Source organism: Acidovorax sp. GW821-FHT09A11 (genome assembly GCF_059418365.1).
On the sequence record NZ_JBWKPS010000004.1, the window covers coordinates 209021 to 226532 of the forward strand.

Here is a 17512-nt window from a genome sequence, read left to right on the forward strand (position 1 = left end):
CGGGTCGGTAAAAACAACAACTGGAATTGTCCCCCATGCGCCACCACGGCGAAACCGCCCCTTCCGCCACCGCCACCATTGCACCGCCTGCACAGTCCGACTGGAGCACCCTGAACCGCCTGCTGCCCTACCTGTGGCAGTACAAGTGGCGCGTGATCGCCGCCATCGTGTTCATGGTGGGCGCCAAGGTGGCCAACGTGGGCGTGCCCCTTCTGCTCAAGACGCTGGTCGATGCGATGAGCTTCAAGCCCGGAGACCCGGCGGCGCTGCTGGTGGTGCCCGTGGGGCTGCTGGTGGCCTACGGCGCGCTGCGGCTGTCCACGTCGCTGTTCACCGAGCTGCGCGAACTGGTGTTCGCCAAGGCCACGCAGGGGGCGGCGCGCTCCATCGCGCTGCAGACCTTCGAGCACCTGCATGCCCTGAGCCTGCGCTTTCACCTGGAGCGGCAGACCGGCGGCATGACGCGCGACATCGAACGCGGCGTGCGCGGCATCGAGTCGCTGATCTCCTTCACGCTGTTCAACGTGGTGGCCACGCTGGTCGAGGTGGTGCTGGTGCTGTCCGTGCTGGCCGTGAAGTTCGACGCCTGGTTTGCCTGGATCACGCTGGCGGCGCTGGCGTTCTACATCGTCTTCACGGTGCTGGTGACCGAGTGGCGCACCCAGTTCCGGCGCGAGGCCAACGAGTTCGATTCGGCCGCGCACACCAAGGCCGTGGATTCGCTGCTCAACTACGAGACGGTCAAGTACTTCAACAACGAAGGCTTCGAGGCCCGCCGCTACGACGAAAGCCTGGAGCGCCTGCGCCGCGCGCGGCTCAAGAGCCAGACGACGCTGTCCCTGCTCAACACGGGGCAGCAGCTCATCATCGCCGCCGGGCTGGTGGCCATGCTCTGGCGCGCCACGCAGGGCGTGGTCGATGGCCGCATGACACTGGGCGACCTCGTCATGGTCAATGCCTTCATGATCCAGCTGTACATCCCGCTCAACTTTCTGGGCGTGATCTACCGCGAGATCAAGCAGAGCCTGACCGACCTGGACAAGATGTTCACGCTGATGGACAAGGAGCGCGAGGTGGCCGACCGCCCCGGCGCATTGCCCCTGGCCGGGCTGGACCAGCCCGCCGTGCGCTTCGAGGACGTGCATTTCGCCTACGAGGTGCGCAAGGGCGGCGACCTTGGCAGCGGCCGCCCCATCCTGCAGGGCATCAGCTTCGAGATCCCCGCGGGCAAGACGGTGGCGGTGGTCGGGCCCTCGGGCTCGGGCAAGAGCACGCTGGCGCGGCTGCTGTTTCGCTTCTACGACATCCAGCAGGGCCGCATCACCATCGCCGGGCAGGAAATCCGCGCCGTGACGCAGGCCAGCGTGCGCCAGGCGATCGGCATCGTGCCGCAGGACACGGTGCTGTTCAACGACACGGTGGCCTACAACATCGCCTACGGCCGCCCCGGCGCCAGCCAGGCCGAGGTGGAGGCGGCCGCGCGCTCCGCCCGCATCCACGACTTCATCGCCAGCACCCCCAAGGGCTACGGCACCATGGTGGGCGAGCGCGGGCTCAAGCTCTCGGGCGGAGAGAAGCAGCGCGTGGCCATTGCGCGCACCCTGCTCAAGAACCCGCCCATCCTGATCTTCGACGAGGCCACCTCGGCGCTGGATTCGGCCAACGAGCGCGCGATCCAGGCCGAGCTGCAGAACGTCTCGCAGAACAAGACCACCCTGGTGATCGCCCACCGCCTCTCCACGGTGGTGGAAGCGCACGAGATCCTGGTCATGGACGCGGGACGCATCATCGAGCGCGGCACGCATGCCCAGCTGCTGGCCCTGGGAGGCCGCTACGCGGGCATGTGGTCCTTGCAACAGGAGAGCCCCCCCGAGTCGCCTGCGGCGCTTTCCCCCTGAGGGGCGGCACCCCCGCCATGGGGCGGCCCTTGCCGGGTGTCTCTCGCGCGGGCCGCGCCGGTTTTGTACGCTCTGCGCGCAAGGAGACGATGCACGCCGCACGGCTCTTGTTCTCGCAGTTTTTTTCCATTGACATTGCATTGACCCATGAAGCCTGTCCTGCTTGCCCTCATGTTCCTGTCCGAAGAGCACATCGCCCAGATGGCTCAGACCTTCGAGGTGGTCTACGCCCCCGACGCGCCCCAGGCCGCGGCTGCCATTGCGCAGCATGGCGTGCGCGTGCGCGTGGTGCTCACCATCGGTGCCGTGGGCCTGAGCCCCGCGCAGATCGACGCATTGCCCGCGCTCACCCTCATCTGCGTGCTGGGCGCGGGCTATGAGAACGTGGCCGTTGCGCACGCCAAGGCGCGCGGCATCTTGGTGGCCACGGGCGCGGGCACCAACGACGACTGCGTGGCCGACCACACCTGGGGCCTGCTGATCGCGGCGCAGCGCCGCATCCTGGCGCTGGACAAGGCCACGCGTGCGGGCATCTGGCGCACGGCGCTGCCGCTGCCGCCCAACGTGTCGCACAAGCGCCTGGGCATCATCGGGCTGGGCACCATCGGCAGGAAGATCGCGCAGCGCGCGCTGGGCTTCGAGATCAAGGTGGGCTACCACAACCGCAGCGTGCGCACCGATGTGCCCTACCGCTACTTCGCAGACGTGGCGGCGCTGGCCGGATGGGCGGACTTCCTCGTGGTCGCCACGCCGGGTGGTGCAGGTACCAGGCACCTTGTCAATGCCGCTGTGCTGGATGCCCTGGGCTCGCGCGGCGTGGTGGTCAACATCGCGCGCGGCAGCGTGATCGACACGGCCGCCCTGGCCGCCGCGCTGCGCGAAGGCCGCATCGCGGCGGCGGGCCTCGATGTGTACGAAAGCGAGCCCGCGCCCCCGGCCGAACTGCTGGACCTGGACAACGTGGTGCTCACGCCCCACGTGGCGGGCTGGTCGCCCGAGGCGGTGCAGGCCTCGGTGGACCGGTTCATGGAAAACGCCCGGCGCCACCTGGCGGGCGAGGCGCCCGTCACGGTGGTGTGACAGAAGGTTCAATAGTGATATCGGCTACTGGCGCTTGCTGGACAAGCGCTGGCAGCTATTCCATCAGGAGCGACTCATGTCCGTCGATTTGAATGCGCTGCAGGCCCGGCTGCGTGTGTTTGCGGCCGAACGGCAGTGGCAGCCGTTCCACACCCCCAAGAACCTGGCCATGGCGCTGATGGTGGAGGCGGCCGAGCTGGCCGAGATCTTCCAGTGGATGACGCCCGAGCAGTCGCGGTCGGTGCGCGACGACCCGGCGCTCAAGGAGCCCATCGCCGATGAAGTGGCCGATGTGCTGCTGTACCTGCTGCAGCTGGCCGACCATGCGGGCGTGGACCTGGCCGAAGCGGTGGAGCACAAGCTGCGCAAGAACGCCGTCAAGCACCCCGCACCAGAAAACCTGGAGTGAACGAGGGCGCGTGCACCGGTGTTGCATGCCGGGTGCTCTCCATTTGGCGGTGACGGGACGCCCATGAAAAAGCCCCGCCAGGGCGGGGCTTTTTCATGCTGCACGCACCGGCTTACTTCCGTGCGCCGGTGATGTCATTGCTCACTTCTTGCGCGCGGCGATCGCCTTCTCGGCCGAGCCCACCAGGTCGGCGCCGATCTGGCCCTTCCACTTTTCGTACACGGGGCGCGTGGCCTTCACGAAGGCATCGCGCTCGGCGGTGGAGAGCTGCGTGACGGTCACGCCATTGGCGGCGATGTCCTTGAGCAGGGGCTTGTCGGCCTCGACCATGCCCTTGCGGGCAATGGCGATCTCCTCCTTGCCGGCATCGATGGCGGCCTGCTTGACGATCTCGCGGTCGGCGGGTGTCCAGGACGCCCAGATGTCCTTGTTGACCACGAAGATCAGCGGGTCGTTCACGTAGCCCCACATCGTCACGTGCTTTTGCGCCACGGTGTGCAGCTTGGCGGCCATGTACACGGCAATCGGGTTCTCCTGGCCGTCCACGGCGCCGCTGGCAAACGCGGGCTGTGCATCGGCCCAGCTCATCTGGGTGGGGTTGGCGCCCAGCGCGGTGAAGGTGTCCAGGAACAGGGGCGAGCCCACCACGCGGATCTTCAGGCCCTTCAGGTCCTCGGGGGTCTTGATCGCCTTCTTGGAATTGGAGATCTCGCGGTAGCCGTTCTCGCCCCAGGCCAGGGGCATCACGCCCGCCTTGTCCAGGGTCTGGAAGATCTGCTTGCCCACGTCGCCCTGCGTCACCGCGTCCACCGCCGCGTAGTCGGGGAACAGGAAGGGCAGCGAGAACAGGTTGAGCTGCTTGACCTGGGGCGACCAGTTGATGGTGGAGCCCACGGCCATGTCGATCACGCCCTGGCGCAGCGCGCTGAACTCGCGCGTCTGGTCGCCCTGGATCAGCGAGACGCCGGGGTACAGCTTGATGTTGATGCGGCCGCTGGTGCGTTCGCGGACCTTGTTGGCCCAGAGTTCGCCGCCCTTGCCCCAGGGGAAGGCGGTGCCCAGCACCAGCGACATGCGGTACTCGCTCTTGTAGGCCGTCTGGGCAATGGCGGCGGGGGCGGTGAAGGCGAGGGCGGCCGCAGTGGCGACGGCGGAAGTGAGGAAAGTGCGCAGTTTCATTGTTTCAGTCTCCTTGTAGAAATCAGGGGTCAATGTGTGAATCAATAACCGAGTTTGGCGGGCAGCCACAGGGCCAGTTGCGGGAAGGCGATCACGAGCACCATCACCAGGAACATGGCGAACAGCATCCAGCCCACCCAGCGCACGGTGGATTCCATGCGCACGCCGGCGATGCGGCACGAGACCATGAGGTTCACGGCCAGCGGCGGTGTGAACTGGCCCAGGGCCACCTTCAGGGTCAGGATCACGCCGAACCAGACAGGGTCCCATTTGTAGAACTGCATGATGGGCAGCAGCAGCGGCACGAAGATCAGGAAGATCGAGATGCCGTCGAGGAACATGCCCACGGTGATGAGCAGCACGATGAGCAGCGCCAGCACGCCGTACTCGCCCAGGCCGGAGTTCACGATGGCGTTGGCCACCGGGTCGATCACGCCCAGCGTGGACAGCGAATACGCAAAGATGCCCGCGAGCGACACCACGATGAGGATCACGGCCGACAGCTCGCCCGATTCGCGCAGGATGGGGAACAGGTCGCGCACCTTGATCGTGCGGTGGATCACCATGCCCACGAACAGGCCGTAGAACACCGCCACCACGGCGGCCTCGGTGGGTGTGAACCAGCCGGCGCGCATGCCGCCCAGGATCAGCACCGGCGCGGCCAGGCCCCAGGTGGCCTCGCGCAGGCTCTTCCAGAACGGAGGGCGGGGCATGGTGGCTTCCAGCGCGCCCATCTTGTGCTTGCGGGCCATCCACACGGCCGGCACGATCAGCGCGATGCCTGCCAGGATGCCGGGGATCATGCCGGCGGCGAACAGCGCCGGCACCGAGGCGCCGGGCACCAGCACCGAGTAGATGATGAACGCGACCGAGGGCGGGATCAGGATGTCGGTGGCCGCTGCCGCGCCCACCACGCTGGCCGAGAACGAGGGCGGGTAGCCCGCGCGCGACATGGCGGCGATCATCACGCCGCCCACGGCGGCGGCGTTGGCCGGGCCCGAGCCCGAGATGCCCCCGAGGAACATGGCCACGGCGATCGCCACCAGCGGCAGCATGCCCGGGCCGCGCCCGACGATGGCCACGGCGAAGTTGACCAGGCGCAGCGCCACGCCCGAGCGGTCGAAGATGGAGCCGACCAGCACGAACATGGGGATGGCCAGCAGCGGGTACTTGCCCAGCCCGGCGTAGAAGTTCTGCGGCACGGCCAGCAGGCCGAACCACTGGCTGTCGGCATTGGCCAGCGCGATGGCGGCGGCGCCCGCCAGCCCCAGCGCGGCGCCGATGGGCACGCCCACGAACATCAGGCCCAGGAAGGCCACGAACAGGAGCGTGGCGATCATGGCCGGGCGTCCTCGGCGGCTTCATCGGTGGCCCCGGGCGCCGCGCGCGTGCGCCGCACCAGCAGGCCGACGGCCCGCGCCGCGATCAGCGTGGACAGCACGGGCAGCCAGATCGAATACCACCACTGCGGCACGCCGATGCCGGGCGAGGTCTCGCCGAAACGGTAGTCGTCCCACACCACGCGCACGCTCAGCACCGCGATCAGCCCGAACAGCAGGGCCACGGTGATGGCTCCCAGCTGCGCCAGGCGCCTGCTGCGCAGGGCAGAGCCGCCTTCGGCGAAATACTCGATGCGGATGTGCTGGTCGCGCGCCACGGCGGCGGAGCCCGCCACCAGGGCCAGCACGATCATCAGGAACACGGAGATTTCCTCCGTCCAGGCGAAGGAGGAGTTGGTGAAATAGCGCACCAGGACATTGGCGAACGTGATGAGCGCGAGCGCCGCCATCACGAGGACGGTGAGCCAGTCTTCAAGGCGCAGCGAGCGGGGCTCGGCGTCGGGGCTGGCAGCGCCGGGCGATGCATCGGCCGCGGGCCCGGGGGGGGGAGAGGAGGACATGGGAGCAGGGGTGGAGGGGAACAAACATATGCGAATGCCGGCCGCCCTGCCCGGCGGTGTTGTGCACCGGGGGCTGGGGCGAATCCCGCCCCGAGCGCAAAAAAAGCGCGGTAAGCGCTGCTTTCTATTATGCGATGGTTGCTATGCATGCACACCATTGGTGCGCCTGGCGCGGGCTGTGAAAACCCTCATATCTTTACGAAGCACGTCCGCGGGCGCGCGCGGATAATGCGCCCATGGAAACCAAGTGGCTAGAGGATTTTGTCAGTCTTGCGGAAACGCGCAGCTTCAGCCGCTCCGCCCAGTTACGCCACGTGACGCAGCCCGCCTTCTCCCGGCGCATCCAGGCCCTGGAAGCCTGGGCGGGCACCGATCTGGTGGACCGGAGCTCCTACCCCACCCGCCTCACGCCCGCCGGCAAGACCCTGTACGACCAGGCGCTGGAAATGCTGCAGGCACTGCAGAACACGCGCGCCATGCTGCGCGCGCACACCAGCGCCGGCAAGGACATGATCGAGTTCGCGGTGCCGCACACGCTCGCGTTCACCTTCTTCCCCGCCTGGGTGTCCAGCCTGCACGACAAGTTCGGCCCGTTCAAGAGCCGCCTCATCGCCCTGAACGTGCACGACGCCGTGATGCGGCTGGTGGAGGGCGGCTGCGACCTGCTGATCGCCTACCACCACCCTTCGCAGCCGTTCCAGCTCGATGCCGACCGCTACGAGATGGTGAGCCTGGGGCAGGAGGTGCTCTCCCCTTACAGCAAGGCCGACGCGGAAGGCCAGCCGCTGCACCGCCTGCCGGGCCGCGCCGGGCAGCCGCTGCCCTACCTGGGTTACGCGCCCGGTGCCTACCTGGGGCGCGTGACGGAGCTGATCCTCAAGGAGTCCGGCACGCCCATCCATCTGGAGCGGGTGTACGAGACGGACATGGCCGAGGGCCTCAAGGCCATGGCGCTCGAGGGCCATGGCGTGGCCTTCCTGCCGCACAGCGCGGTGAAGAAGGAACTGCGCTCGCGCCGCCTGGTCAGTGCGGCGCCGCCCGATACCGAAGGACTGCAGATGACCATGGACGTGCGCGCCTACCGCGAAAAGCCCGCAGGCAAGGAAGCCCCCAAGGGCACGGCGCAGGCCCTGTGGACCTACCTGCAATCCCAGGCAGGGTCATGCTAAGGGTAAATACGGATATAAACACTTTGCATAGTTGCGCGCGCAAACGGCATTGGAATTTCACGGTAACGACACGTACAGTCTGCGCCATCGACGGGTCGGTTACCGCAGCGCGCGCCCTCTGAAGGCCCCACGGTGGCACGAACATTGCAAATCCGATCCATCCACTCACCGAGACACCGTATGAACGTTCAGCATTGGGGAATTGCCTGGGGCCTTGCCGCCCTGTGCAGCGCTTTTGCGACTTCTGCGCAGGCCTCGGTGCTCGAGCGCATCGGCGCCGGCGGCAAGCTGGTGATCGCCCACCGGGAATCGTCGGTGCCTTTCTCGTACATCGACACCCAGTCCGGCAAGCCGGTGGGCTACGCGATGGATCTGTGCCTGCGCCTGGCCGAGGTGGTGCGCAAGAAGACCGGCAAGAAGGACATGGAGGTCGAGTTCGTGGCGGTCACGCCGGCCAACCGCATCGCGGTGATCGAGCAGGGCAAGGCCGACATGGAGTGCGGCTCCACCACCAACAACGCCGAGCGGCGTCAGAAAGTGGCCTTCACGATCCCCCACTTCATTACCGGCGCGCGCCTGCTGGTGAAGTCCGCCAGCCCCATCGACCGCGTGGAAGACCTCAACGGCAAGAAACTGGTGTCCACCAAGGGCACGACGCCGCTGAAGGCGGCCGACCAGGCCAACCGCGAACGCCTGATGGGCATCACCATCGTGGAGGCGCCCGACCATGCCAAGGCCGTCGAAATGGTGGAAAAGGGCGAGGCCGACGCCTTCGTGATGGACGACGTGCTGCTGTACGGCCTGGCGGCCGGGCGGCCCGACCCCAAGGCGCTCAAGGTGGTGGGCCGCTTCATGACCACCGAGCCCCTGGCCATCATGCTGCCCAGGAACGACCCCGAGTTCAAGAAGCTCATCGACGAGGAGATGCGCCGCCTGATCACCAGCCGCGACATCTATCCGATCTATGACAAATGGTTCAACAAGCCCATCCCCCCGAACAACACGGTGCTGAATCTTCCGGTCAGCTACTTGTTGCGGGACTTCTGGAAATACCCTACCGACCAGGTCCCGTTCTGACTAATATCCCTGGTCGAGGTTTCCATTTTTGGAGAATGCGGTCTGCCGGTACCCCCGGCAGGGTCGAATCTCTAGAATCCATCCCTTTTTTCGCTTCACACACAAGGAGATACCAATGAAGAAGCATTTGCTCGCGGTTGCCGTGACCGCCCTGGCTGCAGGTAGCGCTTTCGCTCAGGCCACCGACACCCTGGCCAAGATCAAGGCCTCGGGCAGCGTGACGCTGGGTGTGCGCGAGTCTTCGGGTCTTTCCTACACCCTGGGCAACGGCAAGTTCGTGGGCTTCCACACCGAAATGGGCGAAGTCGTCCTGGCCGACATCCAGAAGCAGCTGGGCCTGCCCAAGCTGGACGTCAAGTACCAGCCCGTCACCTCGCAAAACCGCATCCCCCTGGTGACCAACGGCACCGTGGACCTGGAGTGCGGCTCCACCACCAACAACGCAGCGCGCCAGAAGGACGTGGCGTTTGCCGTGACCACCTATGTGGAAGAAGTGCGCACCGCCGTGAAGTCCAGCTCGGGCATCACGTCGATCAAGGACTTGAACGGCAAGACCATCGCCACCACCACGGGCACCACGTCGGTGCAGACCCTGCGCAAGCACGAGCGCGCTGGCGGCATCGACTTCAAGGAAGTCTTCGGCAAGGACCACGCTGACAGCTTCCTGATGCTGGAAACGGGCCGCGCTGACGCTTTCGTGATGGACGCCTCCATCCTGGCGGCCAACATCTCCAAGTCCAAGAACCCCGCCGACTACAAGATCGTCGGTGAAGTCCTGAGCGTGGAGCCCATCGCCTGCATGCTGCGCAAGGACGATGCAGCCTTCAAGAAGGCCGTGGACGACTCCATCAAGCGCCAGATCGCGGACGGTTCGCTGGCCAAGCTGTACGACAAGTGGTTCATGCAGCCCGTGCCGCCGACCAACACCAAGATCGGCCTGCCGATCTCCGATGCCACCAAGGCCGCCTGGGCATCGCCTAACGACAAGCCCATGGAAGACTACGCAAAGAAGTGATCTTCTGAGCGCTTGTGCCCCTTCGGCCAGCCGGTTTGAAGGGGCTTTTTTGTTGGGCTCGCGAGCGGTAGCGGCCAACGCAACACCAAGAATTAAAGGGGTGCTCCTATGAGTTGGGATTGGCAGGTGTTCTGCCAGGACACCATGGACCGGGAAGTCGTGCAAAGCTGCTTTGGCAAGGGCGGCGACATCACGTACCTGGACTGGATGCTGTCTGCCTGGGGCTGGACGGTGTCTGTTTCTCTGCTGGCACTTGTGCTGGCACTTGTTTTGGGCTCTTTCATCGGCACGCTGCGCACTCTGCAGGACCGGCCGGTGATCGTTCGGCTGGGCAATGCCTGGGTCGAGCTATTCCGCAATATTCCGCTGCTGGTCCAGATCTTCCTCTGGTACCACGTCCTGCCGAGCCTGTTCCCGGTGCTCAAGGGCGTTCCGGGGTTTGCACTGGTCGTGCTGGCCCTGGGCTTCTTCACCTCGGCGCGTATCGCCGAGCAGGTGCGTTCGGGCATCCAGACGCTGCCACGCGGCCAGCGCTATGCCGGCCTGGCGGTGGGGTTCACCACGTTCCAGACCTACCGCTATGTGCTGCTGCCCATGGCGTTTCGCATCATCATCCCGCCGCTGACCAGCGAGACGATGAACATCTTCAAGAACTCGTCGGTGGCGTTTGCCGTGTCGGTGGCCGAACTCACCATGTTCGCCATGCAGGCGCAGGAAGAAACCTCGCGCGGCATCGAGGTGTACCTGGCCGTGACGGCTCTCTACATCATCTCGGCCTTTGCCATCAACCGGATCATGGCGTTCATCGAGAAGCGCGTGCGCATCCCGGGCATGGTCGTGGCCAGCAGCGCAGGCGGAGGTCATTGATATGAATCTCGACTTCTCCTTCTACAACTGGGATCTCATCTCCAATTTCGTGCTCAAGGGGCTGTACTTCAGCCTGCTGCTCACCTTCGTGGCCACCATTGGCGGGGTGATCTTCGGCACCGTGCTCGCGCTCATGCGCCTGTCGGGCAAGAAATGGCTCGACGTGCCCGCCACCATCTACGTCAACGGCATGCGCAGCATTCCGCTGGTGATGGTGATCCTGTGGTTCTTCCTGCTGGTGCCCGCCATCATCGGGCGGCCCATCGGCGCGGAAGTGTCGGCCGTGGTGACCTTCATCGCGTTCGAGGCCGCCTATTTCAGCGAGATCATGCGCGCCGGCATCCAGTCCATCCCGCGCGGACAGGTGCATGCCGGCCAGGCGCTGGGCATGACGTATGGCCAGAACATGAAGCTCGTAGTGCTGCCGCAGGCGTTCCGCAACATGCTGCCGGTGCTGCTCACGCAGACCATCATCCTGTTCCAGGACACGTCGCTGGTCTACGCCATCGGCGCCTACGACATGCTCAAGGGCTTCGAAGTGGCAGGCAAGAACTTCGGCCGGCCCATCGAGGCCTACCTGGCGGCCGCCGTCCTGTACTTTGTGATGTGCTACGCGCTGTCCTGGATGGTCAAGCGCCTGCACCAGAAGATCGCAATTATTCGGTAGCCCCCTGAGTCGCCTTCGGCGCCTTCCCCCGAGAGGGACGACGCCAGTGGCCTGGCAAAGCCAGTTCCACGGCGTCCTCGCATGGGGCCGGATCGGTCTCATGCGCAGCGCCCTGAACAAGTGACGAGAGAAGAGATTGGAGAAAGAAATGATCGAACTCAAGAACGTATCCAAGTGGTATGGCCCCGTGCAGGTGCTCAATGAATGCTCGGCCACCATCAACAAGGGTGAAGTGGTGGTGGTGTGCGGGCCCTCGGGCTCGGGCAAATCCACGCTGATCAAGACCATCAACGCGCTGGAGCCCTTCCAGAAGGGCGAGATCACGGTGGACGGCATCCGCCTGCACGATCCCAAGACCGACCTGCCCAAGCTGCGCAGCCGCGTGGGCATGGTGTTCCAGCATTTCGAGCTGTTCCCCCACCTGTCGGTGACGGAGAACCTGACGATCGCGCAGATCAAGGTGCTCGGCCGCAGCGCGGACGACGCCAAGAAGCGTGGCCTGAAGATGCTCGAACGCGTGGGCCTGATGGCGCACAAGGACAAGTTTCCGGGCCAGCTCTCGGGCGGCCAGCAGCAGCGCGTGGCGATTGCCCGTGCGCTGTCGATGGACCCCATCGTGATGCTGTTCGACGAACCCACGTCCGCGCTCGACCCCGAAATGGTCGGTGAGGTGCTGGACGTGATGGTGGGCCTGGCCAACGAAGGCATGACCATGATGTGCGTGACCCACGAAATGGGCTTCGCCCGCAAGGTCAGCAACCGCGTGATCTTCATGGACGTGGGCGGCAAGATCCTGGAAGACTGCTCCAAGGACGACTTCTTCAACAACCCCGACGCCCGCCAGCCGCGCACCAAGGACTTCCTCAACAAGATCCTGCAGCACTGATGGCTCCCCCTGAGTCGCCTGCGGCGCCTTCCCCCAGGGGATGCCACCGGTGGCCTGGCAAAGCCAGTTCCCCGGTGGCACTGGCTTGGGCCGCGCCAGTTTCATGCGGCGAGTGGCGTGCAGGTGTTCAGGATTAAAAGCAAAAAGCGCTCTTCGGAGCGCTTTTTTTATGGGCGCATGCAATGCCAAGGAGCCCAGGCTAACGCTTGCCCCGCCGGCCGGCTGGCGGGCTGCCCTCCACGATGAGCTGCGACTCAAAATCCGTCCACAGGTCGTCGCGATGCTTCAGGGCCTCGGACACGGCCTTGTGGCGCAGCTGGGCCACGGCCGACACCAGGGCGTTGCACAGGAAGAAGGCCGCGGTGTAGGAGTCGAACGGTGATGCGTTGGAGGTGCGCACCTGAAGCCGGTGCTGGGCCAGCCGCGCCAGCGGCGCGGCCGCGCTGTCGGTGATGGCCTGCACCTGTGCGCCCGCGTCGCGAAAGCGCTGGGCCACCTTCACCGGGCCGCTCGCATAGCGGCGGATGCTGAAGACCAGCAGCGTGTCCTCGGGCTGCACCCACAGCAGCTGGTCGGTGGTGGCCACGGCGCCCACGCCCAGCTCATGCACCCCCGGGCGGCACATGTTCAGGTGCAGTGCCAGCCACGCGGCCACGGGCGCGCTGTTGATCTGGGCCAGCACGAACAGGCGGCCCCGCGCCTGGGCGATGCGCCGGGCGATGGCCTCGAAGGCCGCCATGTCCAGGCCGTCGCGCGTGGCGGCGATGTTGTGCTGGTCGTGCAGCAGCGCATCGTCCAGGCACTGCTGCAGGCTGCGCTCCGTGCCGATGGTCACCGGTGCGCGCTGGCCGGCCGTTTGCAGCAGCGCCGTGACTTCGCCGCGCGCCTCGCGCTGCGCCTGGGCATAGCTTTCATAGCCCAGCTTGGCGAACAGCCTCACCACCGTCGATGCGCTCGTGCCGTTGCGCGCCGCCAGCGCCGTGGCGGACTCCAGCAGCGCGTGCGGGTAGTCGCGCCCCAGCGCCTCGGCCAGCGCGCGCTCGCTGGTCGTGAGTTCGGCGCCCTGGCGGGCCAGGCGCTCGGTCAGCAAGCCGGCGGATTCTTGCAATGATGATTTCATGAATGTCTCTTTTATGAAAAATGTATTGCAAACAGAGGCAGCGCGTGCAACACTTCGGCCCAATTTTCGCCCCGCGTTCAGGGGCAGGACCCAAGGACACAGATGCAGGATACCCTTGAAGCAAGCGGCTCCCAGGTGCGCCGTCGCATCCTGGACTGGCTCGCTGGCCAGTCGCAGGCCATGCAAGACCTGTTGCAGAAAGTCGTGAACATCGACAGCGGCAGCCGCGACGAGGCGGGGGTGACGGCCGTGGCCACCGTCCTGCGCGAGCGGCTCGAGGCCGCCGGTGTGGCCGTGCGGTTCGAGCCCGTACCGGGTTACGGCGTGCTGCTGCATGCCCACGTTCCCGGCGCCGCCGACGGCCCGCCCATCGTGCTCATGGGCCACATGGACACCGTGTTCCCCTCGGGCACCGTGGCGCGGCGCCCTTTCCGCGTGGAGGACGGCCGTGCCTACGGCCCGGGCGTGGCCGACATGAAATCCGGCCTGGTGATGAACGTGTTCGTGGCCGAGGCCTTCGCGCGCTGCGGCGGGCTCCAGGGGCCGCTGCAGCTGTTCTTCTCGTGCGACGAGGAGATCGGCTCGCCCGCCACGCGCGAGCGCATCATGGCCCAGGCGCGCGGCGTCAAGGCGGTGCTCAATGCCGAGCCGGGACGCGTCAGCGGCAACCTGGTGACGAGCCGCAAGGGCTCGATGGTGGTGGAGTTCGAGGTGGAGGGCGTCGCCGCCCACGCCGGCATCAACCACGCGGCGGGCGCGAGCGCCATCGAGGCCCTGGCCCGCAAGACGCTGGCGCTGCACGCACTCACCGACCCCTCCACGGGCACCACCGCCAACGTGGGCGTGGTGCAGGGCGGCATCGTGCCCAACATGGTGGCGCCGCACGCCAAGGCCGCGGTGGACCTGCGCTTCACCTCGGACACCGACCCCGAGGAACTGCTCGCCAGGGTGCGCGCCATCGTGGAGGAGGAATCCGTGCCACGCACCAAAGGCCGCATCACCGAATCGCGCCGCACGCTGCCCATGAAGCCCACGCCCGACGCGCTGCTGGCGCTGTACCAGCGCGGCGCCCAGTCGTTGGGCTTCGAGGTGCAGGGCGAATTCACCGGGGGCGCGGCCGACAGCGGCCTCACCGCCTCCGTGGGCGCGCCCACGCTGTGCGGCACCGGCCCCGTGGGCGGCCACCCGCACACCGAGCGCGAGTACTGCGAGCTGTCCACCTTCGTGCCGCGCGCCCAGGCCGTGGCGCTGGCCATCCTGGACCATCCCTGATCCCTCCCCATTCCTTTTCGAGAGAAGACCCCATGCATTCCACACAACCCAACCGCCGCCATGTTCTTTCCGCCGGCCTGGGGCTGGGCCTTGCGGGCCTGGCGCCGGTAGCAGCCCAGGCGGACGAGAAATTCCCCTCGCGCCCCATCACCCTGGTGGTGCCGTTCCCGCCCGGCGGGTCGGTGGACATCATGGCCCGCCAGTATTCCGAGCCGCTCTCGCGCGTGCTGGGCGTGCCCATCATCGTGGAAAACCGCGCGGGCGCGGGCGGCTCGGTGGGCGCGTTGTACGTGGCGCGCGCCAAGCCCGACGGCTACACGCTGGTCGTGTCGTCGCAAAGCAGCCACCTGGCCAACCCGCTCACCCAGCCCAAGGTGGGCTACGACCCGGTCAAGGATTTCGAGAACATCGCCATCCTGGGCCGCCAGCCCAACGCGCTGGTGGTGCACAGCAGCCTGCCGTTCAAGACGTTCGCCGAGTTCGTGGCCTACGCCAAGAAGAACCCCGGCAAGCTCAACTACGGCAGCGGCGGCGTGGGCAGCATGGGCCAGCTCAACGTCGAGATGTTCAAGGCCGCCACCGGCGCCTTCACCACCCACATTCCCTACCGTGGCGGCACGCCGCTGATCACGGCCGTGCTGGCCAACGAAGTGCAGTTCATCCTCGACAACCTGGTGATCATGCTGCCGCACGTGCAGGCCGGCAAGGTCCGTGCCCTGGCCGTGGCGGCCGACCAGCGGCTGGCCCAGCTGCCCGATGTGCCCACCATGGCCGAGGTGGGCTACCCGGAGCTCAACCTCACCTCGTGGACAGGCCTGGCGGCCCCCGGCGGCACGCCCGATGCCATCGTGCAGACGCTGTACAAGGCCGTGCGCCAGGTCGCCACCTCGCCCGCGATGCTGGCCAACCTCAAGGAGCGCGGCGTGATCGCCCCCGAGGAGATGGCGCCCGCCGCCTTCGAGAAGATGATGTCCGAGCGCCTCGTGAAATTCGGCGAGGTGGTGCGCAAGGCGGGCATCACGGCGGAATGAGGTCGTGCTGGCCTGCTGTTCGTGATTGCTTTTGGCTGCTGGTCCTTGTTTGTCAAGCGCCGGCAGCTATCAAATTGATAGTTCCAAAGCCGATGGGACAATGCTGCCCATGACCGCCGCCCTCCACCCCCCCATCGACTCCCTCACCATCACCCGGCCCGACGACTGGCACCTGCATGTGCGCGACGGCGAGCCGCTTTCCACCGTGGTGCCGCACACGGCCGCGCAGTTCGGCCGCGCGATCATCATGCCCAACCTGCGCCCGCCCGTGACCACGGCCGAGCAGGCCCTGGCCTACAAGCAGCGCATCCTGGCCGCCGTGCCCGCCGGCGTGCAGTTCGAGCCGCTGATGACGCTGTACCTCACCGACAACCTGCCCGCCGACGAGATCGTGCGCGCCAAGGATGCGGGCGTGGTGGCCTGCAAGCTCTATCCCGCGGGCGCCACCACCAACAGCGACGCGGGCGTGACCGACATCCGCAAGACCTACAAGACGCTCGAGGCCATGCAGAAGGCCGGCATGCTGCTGCTGGTGCACGGCGAAGTCACGAGCAGCGACATCGACCTGTTCGACCGCGAGGCCGTCTTCATCGACCAGCAGCTCATCCCGCTGCGCCGCGACTTCCCCGAGCTCAAGATCGTCTTCGAGCACATCACCACCAAGGACGCGGCCGACTACGTGAAGGCGTCCGACCGCTTCACCGCGGCGACCATCACGGCGCACCACCTTCTGTACAACCGCAACGCGATCTTCGTCGGCGGCGTGCGCCCGCACTACTACTGCCTGCCCGTGCTCAAGCGCGAGACGCACCGCGTGGCCCTGGTGCAGGCGGCCACCAGCGGCTCGGCCAAGTTCTTCCTGGGCACCGACAGCGCGCCACACCCCGCGCACCTCAAGGAGCACGCCACCGGCTGCGCAGGCTGCTACACCGCGCATGCCGCCATGGAGATGTACGCCGAGGCGTTCGACAACGCCGGTGCGCTCGACAAGCTCGAAGGCTTTGCCAGCTTCCACGGCCCCGACTTCTACAGCCTGCCGCGCAACACCGGCACCATCACCCTGCGCCGCGAATCCTGGACGCCGCCCGAGAGCTTCGTCTTCGGCGAGGCCAACCTCAAGCCCCTGCGCTCCGGTGAAGCGCTGCCGTGGCGGCTGGTGTAAGCCCCTCCTTCGACGCCATCGACTGGAGCGCTCCCTGGCTGGCGCCGTGGCGCGGCCTGGGCCAGCCCATCGCGCGGCAGGTGCAGGGCGGCGGCGCGGTGCACGAGGCATTGCAGTCCGCGGCGCGCGGCGCGGTGCCCATGCTGTTCGCGCCGCAGGCCGCGCTGCCCGAGGGCGTGGCCTACGAGCAGTACATCTGGGACACCCGCCGCGTGCCCACGCGCGACAACCTGCACGACTTCTTCAACGGCCTGGTGTGGCTGCATTTCCCGCTCACCAAGCGCCGCCTGAACGAACTGCAGGCCCAGGCCATCGCCGCCGACGGCGTGCAGGCGGTGCGCGGGCCGCTGCGCGATGCGCTCACGGTGTTCGATGAAAACGGCGCGCTGCTGCAGGCGCCCGACGCACTGTGGGATGCGCTCCGGGCGCGCGACTGGCAGCGCCTGTTCGTCGACCTGCGCCCGCTGTGGCGCGAAGCCCGGCTGGTGCTGTTCGGCCATGCGCTGCTGGAGAAGCTGGTGGCACCCCGAAAACCCATGGTGGCGCACGTCTATCGAGCGCCTGCAGCTATTGAATCCATAGCGGGTCTGGATGCCTGGCTGGCGCGGCGGGTGCAATCTCCCACCTGGGACGCCAAGCCTTTCACCCCCCTGCCGGTGCTGGGCGTGCCCGGCTGGTGGCGGGCGAATGAGGTGCCGGGCTTCTATGCCGACGCCCAGGTGTTCCGTCCGCCGCGCGCTGCACCCGCTCCCTAATTCCCGTCAAGGCTTGTGTGATAAG

The 17512-nt window shown here is 66.7% G+C and carries 17 protein-coding genes; 13 read left to right on the forward strand and 4 right to left on the reverse strand.

Translation table 11 applies throughout. The features are described from left to right. Window positions 1–35 precede the first annotated feature (35 nt). The 3 genes from AC07PV_RS12095 (at window position 36) to AC07PV_RS12105 (ending at window position 3387) form a co-directional block, all read left to right on the forward strand. On the forward strand, window positions 36–1898 hold the full coding sequence (locus AC07PV_RS12095; protein WP_218293242.1) for an ABCB family ABC transporter ATP-binding protein/permease: 1863 nt from the start codon (window positions 36–38) through the stop codon (window positions 1896–1898). Between the two features lie 147 nt (window positions 1899–2045). After that, on the forward strand, window positions 2046–2978 hold the full coding sequence (locus AC07PV_RS12100; RefSeq protein WP_494630358.1) for a 2-hydroxyacid dehydrogenase: 933 nt from the start codon (window positions 2046–2048) through the stop codon (window positions 2976–2978). Between the two features lie 76 nt (window positions 2979–3054). Further along, entirely contained in the window at window positions 3055–3387 is a 333-nt protein-coding gene (locus AC07PV_RS12105) for a nucleotide pyrophosphohydrolase (RefSeq protein ID WP_218340470.1), read from the forward strand. Between the two features lie 141 nt (window positions 3388–3528). Here the strand turns inward: AC07PV_RS12105 and AC07PV_RS12110 are convergent, their stop codons facing one another. From AC07PV_RS12110 to AC07PV_RS12120, 3 genes are read right to left on the reverse strand one after another with little or no spacing between them, the layout of a single operon-like run. Next, on the reverse strand, window positions 3529–4566 hold the full coding sequence (locus AC07PV_RS12110; RefSeq protein ID WP_218340469.1) for a DctP family TRAP transporter solute-binding subunit: 1038 nt from the start codon (window positions 4564–4566) through the stop codon (window positions 3529–3531). Window positions 4567–4607: 41 nt separating this feature from the next. Continuing rightward, window positions 4608–5906, reverse strand: a complete 1299-nt coding sequence (locus tag AC07PV_RS12115) for a TRAP transporter large permease (RefSeq protein WP_218293246.1) — start codon at window positions 5904–5906, stop codon at window positions 4608–4610. Next, window positions 5903–6466, reverse strand: a complete 564-nt coding sequence (locus AC07PV_RS12120; protein WP_494630359.1) for a TRAP transporter small permease — start codon at window positions 6464–6466, stop codon at window positions 5903–5905. Before AC07PV_RS12120 ends, AC07PV_RS12115 begins: the two co-directional genes overlap by 4 nt. Before the next feature lie 236 nt (window positions 6467–6702). Between AC07PV_RS12120 and AC07PV_RS12125 the strand changes: the two genes are divergently transcribed. The 6 genes from AC07PV_RS12125 to AC07PV_RS12150 all read left to right on the forward strand — a co-directional run bounded on the left by AC07PV_RS12125 (window position 6703) and on the right by AC07PV_RS12150 (window position 12147). Next, window positions 6703–7635 carry a LysR family transcriptional regulator gene (locus AC07PV_RS12125; protein ID WP_218293248.1) on the forward strand — a complete coding sequence of 311 codons (933 nt, stop codon included), beginning with the start codon at window positions 6703–6705 and terminating at the stop codon, window positions 7633–7635. 180 nt (window positions 7636–7815) lie between these two features. Continuing rightward, the gene (locus AC07PV_RS12130; protein ID WP_218293249.1) at window positions 7816–8712 is read left to right on the forward strand and encodes an amino acid ABC transporter substrate-binding protein; all 897 of its coding nucleotides are present in this window, start codon (window positions 7816–7818) and stop codon (window positions 8710–8712) included. Between the two features lie 115 nt (window positions 8713–8827). Continuing rightward, on the forward strand, window positions 8828–9727 hold the full coding sequence (locus AC07PV_RS12135; protein WP_218293250.1) for an amino acid ABC transporter substrate-binding protein: 900 nt from the start codon (window positions 8828–8830) through the stop codon (window positions 9725–9727). 108 nt (window positions 9728–9835) lie between these two features. Then, a complete protein-coding gene (locus AC07PV_RS12140; RefSeq protein ID WP_218293251.1) occupies window positions 9836–10594 on the forward strand; it encodes an amino acid ABC transporter permease in 759 nt (252 codons plus the stop codon). A gap of 1 nt (window position 10595) precedes the next feature. Further along, window positions 10596–11261, forward strand: coding sequence for an amino acid ABC transporter permease (locus tag AC07PV_RS12145; protein ID WP_218293252.1), 666 nt, complete (start codon window positions 10596–10598; stop codon window positions 11259–11261). A 148-nt stretch (window positions 11262–11409) separates the two neighbouring features. Beyond that, window positions 11410–12147 carry an amino acid ABC transporter ATP-binding protein gene (locus AC07PV_RS12150; protein WP_218293253.1) on the forward strand — a complete coding sequence of 246 codons (738 nt, stop codon included), beginning with the start codon at window positions 11410–11412 and terminating at the stop codon, window positions 12145–12147. 199 nt (window positions 12148–12346) lie between these two features. Here the strand turns inward: AC07PV_RS12150 and AC07PV_RS12155 are convergent, their stop codons facing one another. Then, window positions 12347–13267 carry a MurR/RpiR family transcriptional regulator gene (locus AC07PV_RS12155; protein WP_494630360.1) on the reverse strand — a complete coding sequence of 307 codons (921 nt, stop codon included), beginning with the start codon at window positions 13265–13267 and terminating at the stop codon, window positions 12347–12349. 102 nt (window positions 13268–13369) lie between these two features. Here AC07PV_RS12155 and AC07PV_RS12160 point away from each other — a divergent pair, with 102 nt between their 5' ends. The 4 genes from AC07PV_RS12160 to AC07PV_RS12175 all read left to right on the forward strand — a co-directional run bounded on the left by AC07PV_RS12160 (window position 13370) and on the right by AC07PV_RS12175 (window position 17487). Then, on the forward strand, window positions 13370–14539 hold the full coding sequence (locus tag AC07PV_RS12160; protein WP_492254611.1) for a M20 family metallopeptidase: 1170 nt from the start codon (window positions 13370–13372) through the stop codon (window positions 14537–14539). 32 nt (window positions 14540–14571) lie between these two features. Then, on the forward strand, window positions 14572–15570 hold the full coding sequence (locus AC07PV_RS12165) for a Bug family tripartite tricarboxylate transporter substrate binding protein (RefSeq protein WP_218340465.1): 999 nt from the start codon (window positions 14572–14574) through the stop codon (window positions 15568–15570). A 109-nt stretch (window positions 15571–15679) separates the two neighbouring features. After that, entirely contained in the window at window positions 15680–16732 is a 1053-nt protein-coding gene (gene pyrC / locus AC07PV_RS12170) for a dihydroorotase (RefSeq protein WP_494630361.1), read from the forward strand. After that, window positions 16717–17487, forward strand: a complete 771-nt coding sequence (locus AC07PV_RS12175; protein WP_494630363.1) for a DUF3025 domain-containing protein — start codon at window positions 16717–16719, stop codon at window positions 17485–17487. Before pyrC ends, AC07PV_RS12175 begins: the two co-directional genes overlap by 16 nt. The last annotated feature ends 25 nt before the right edge of the window (window positions 17488–17512 follow it).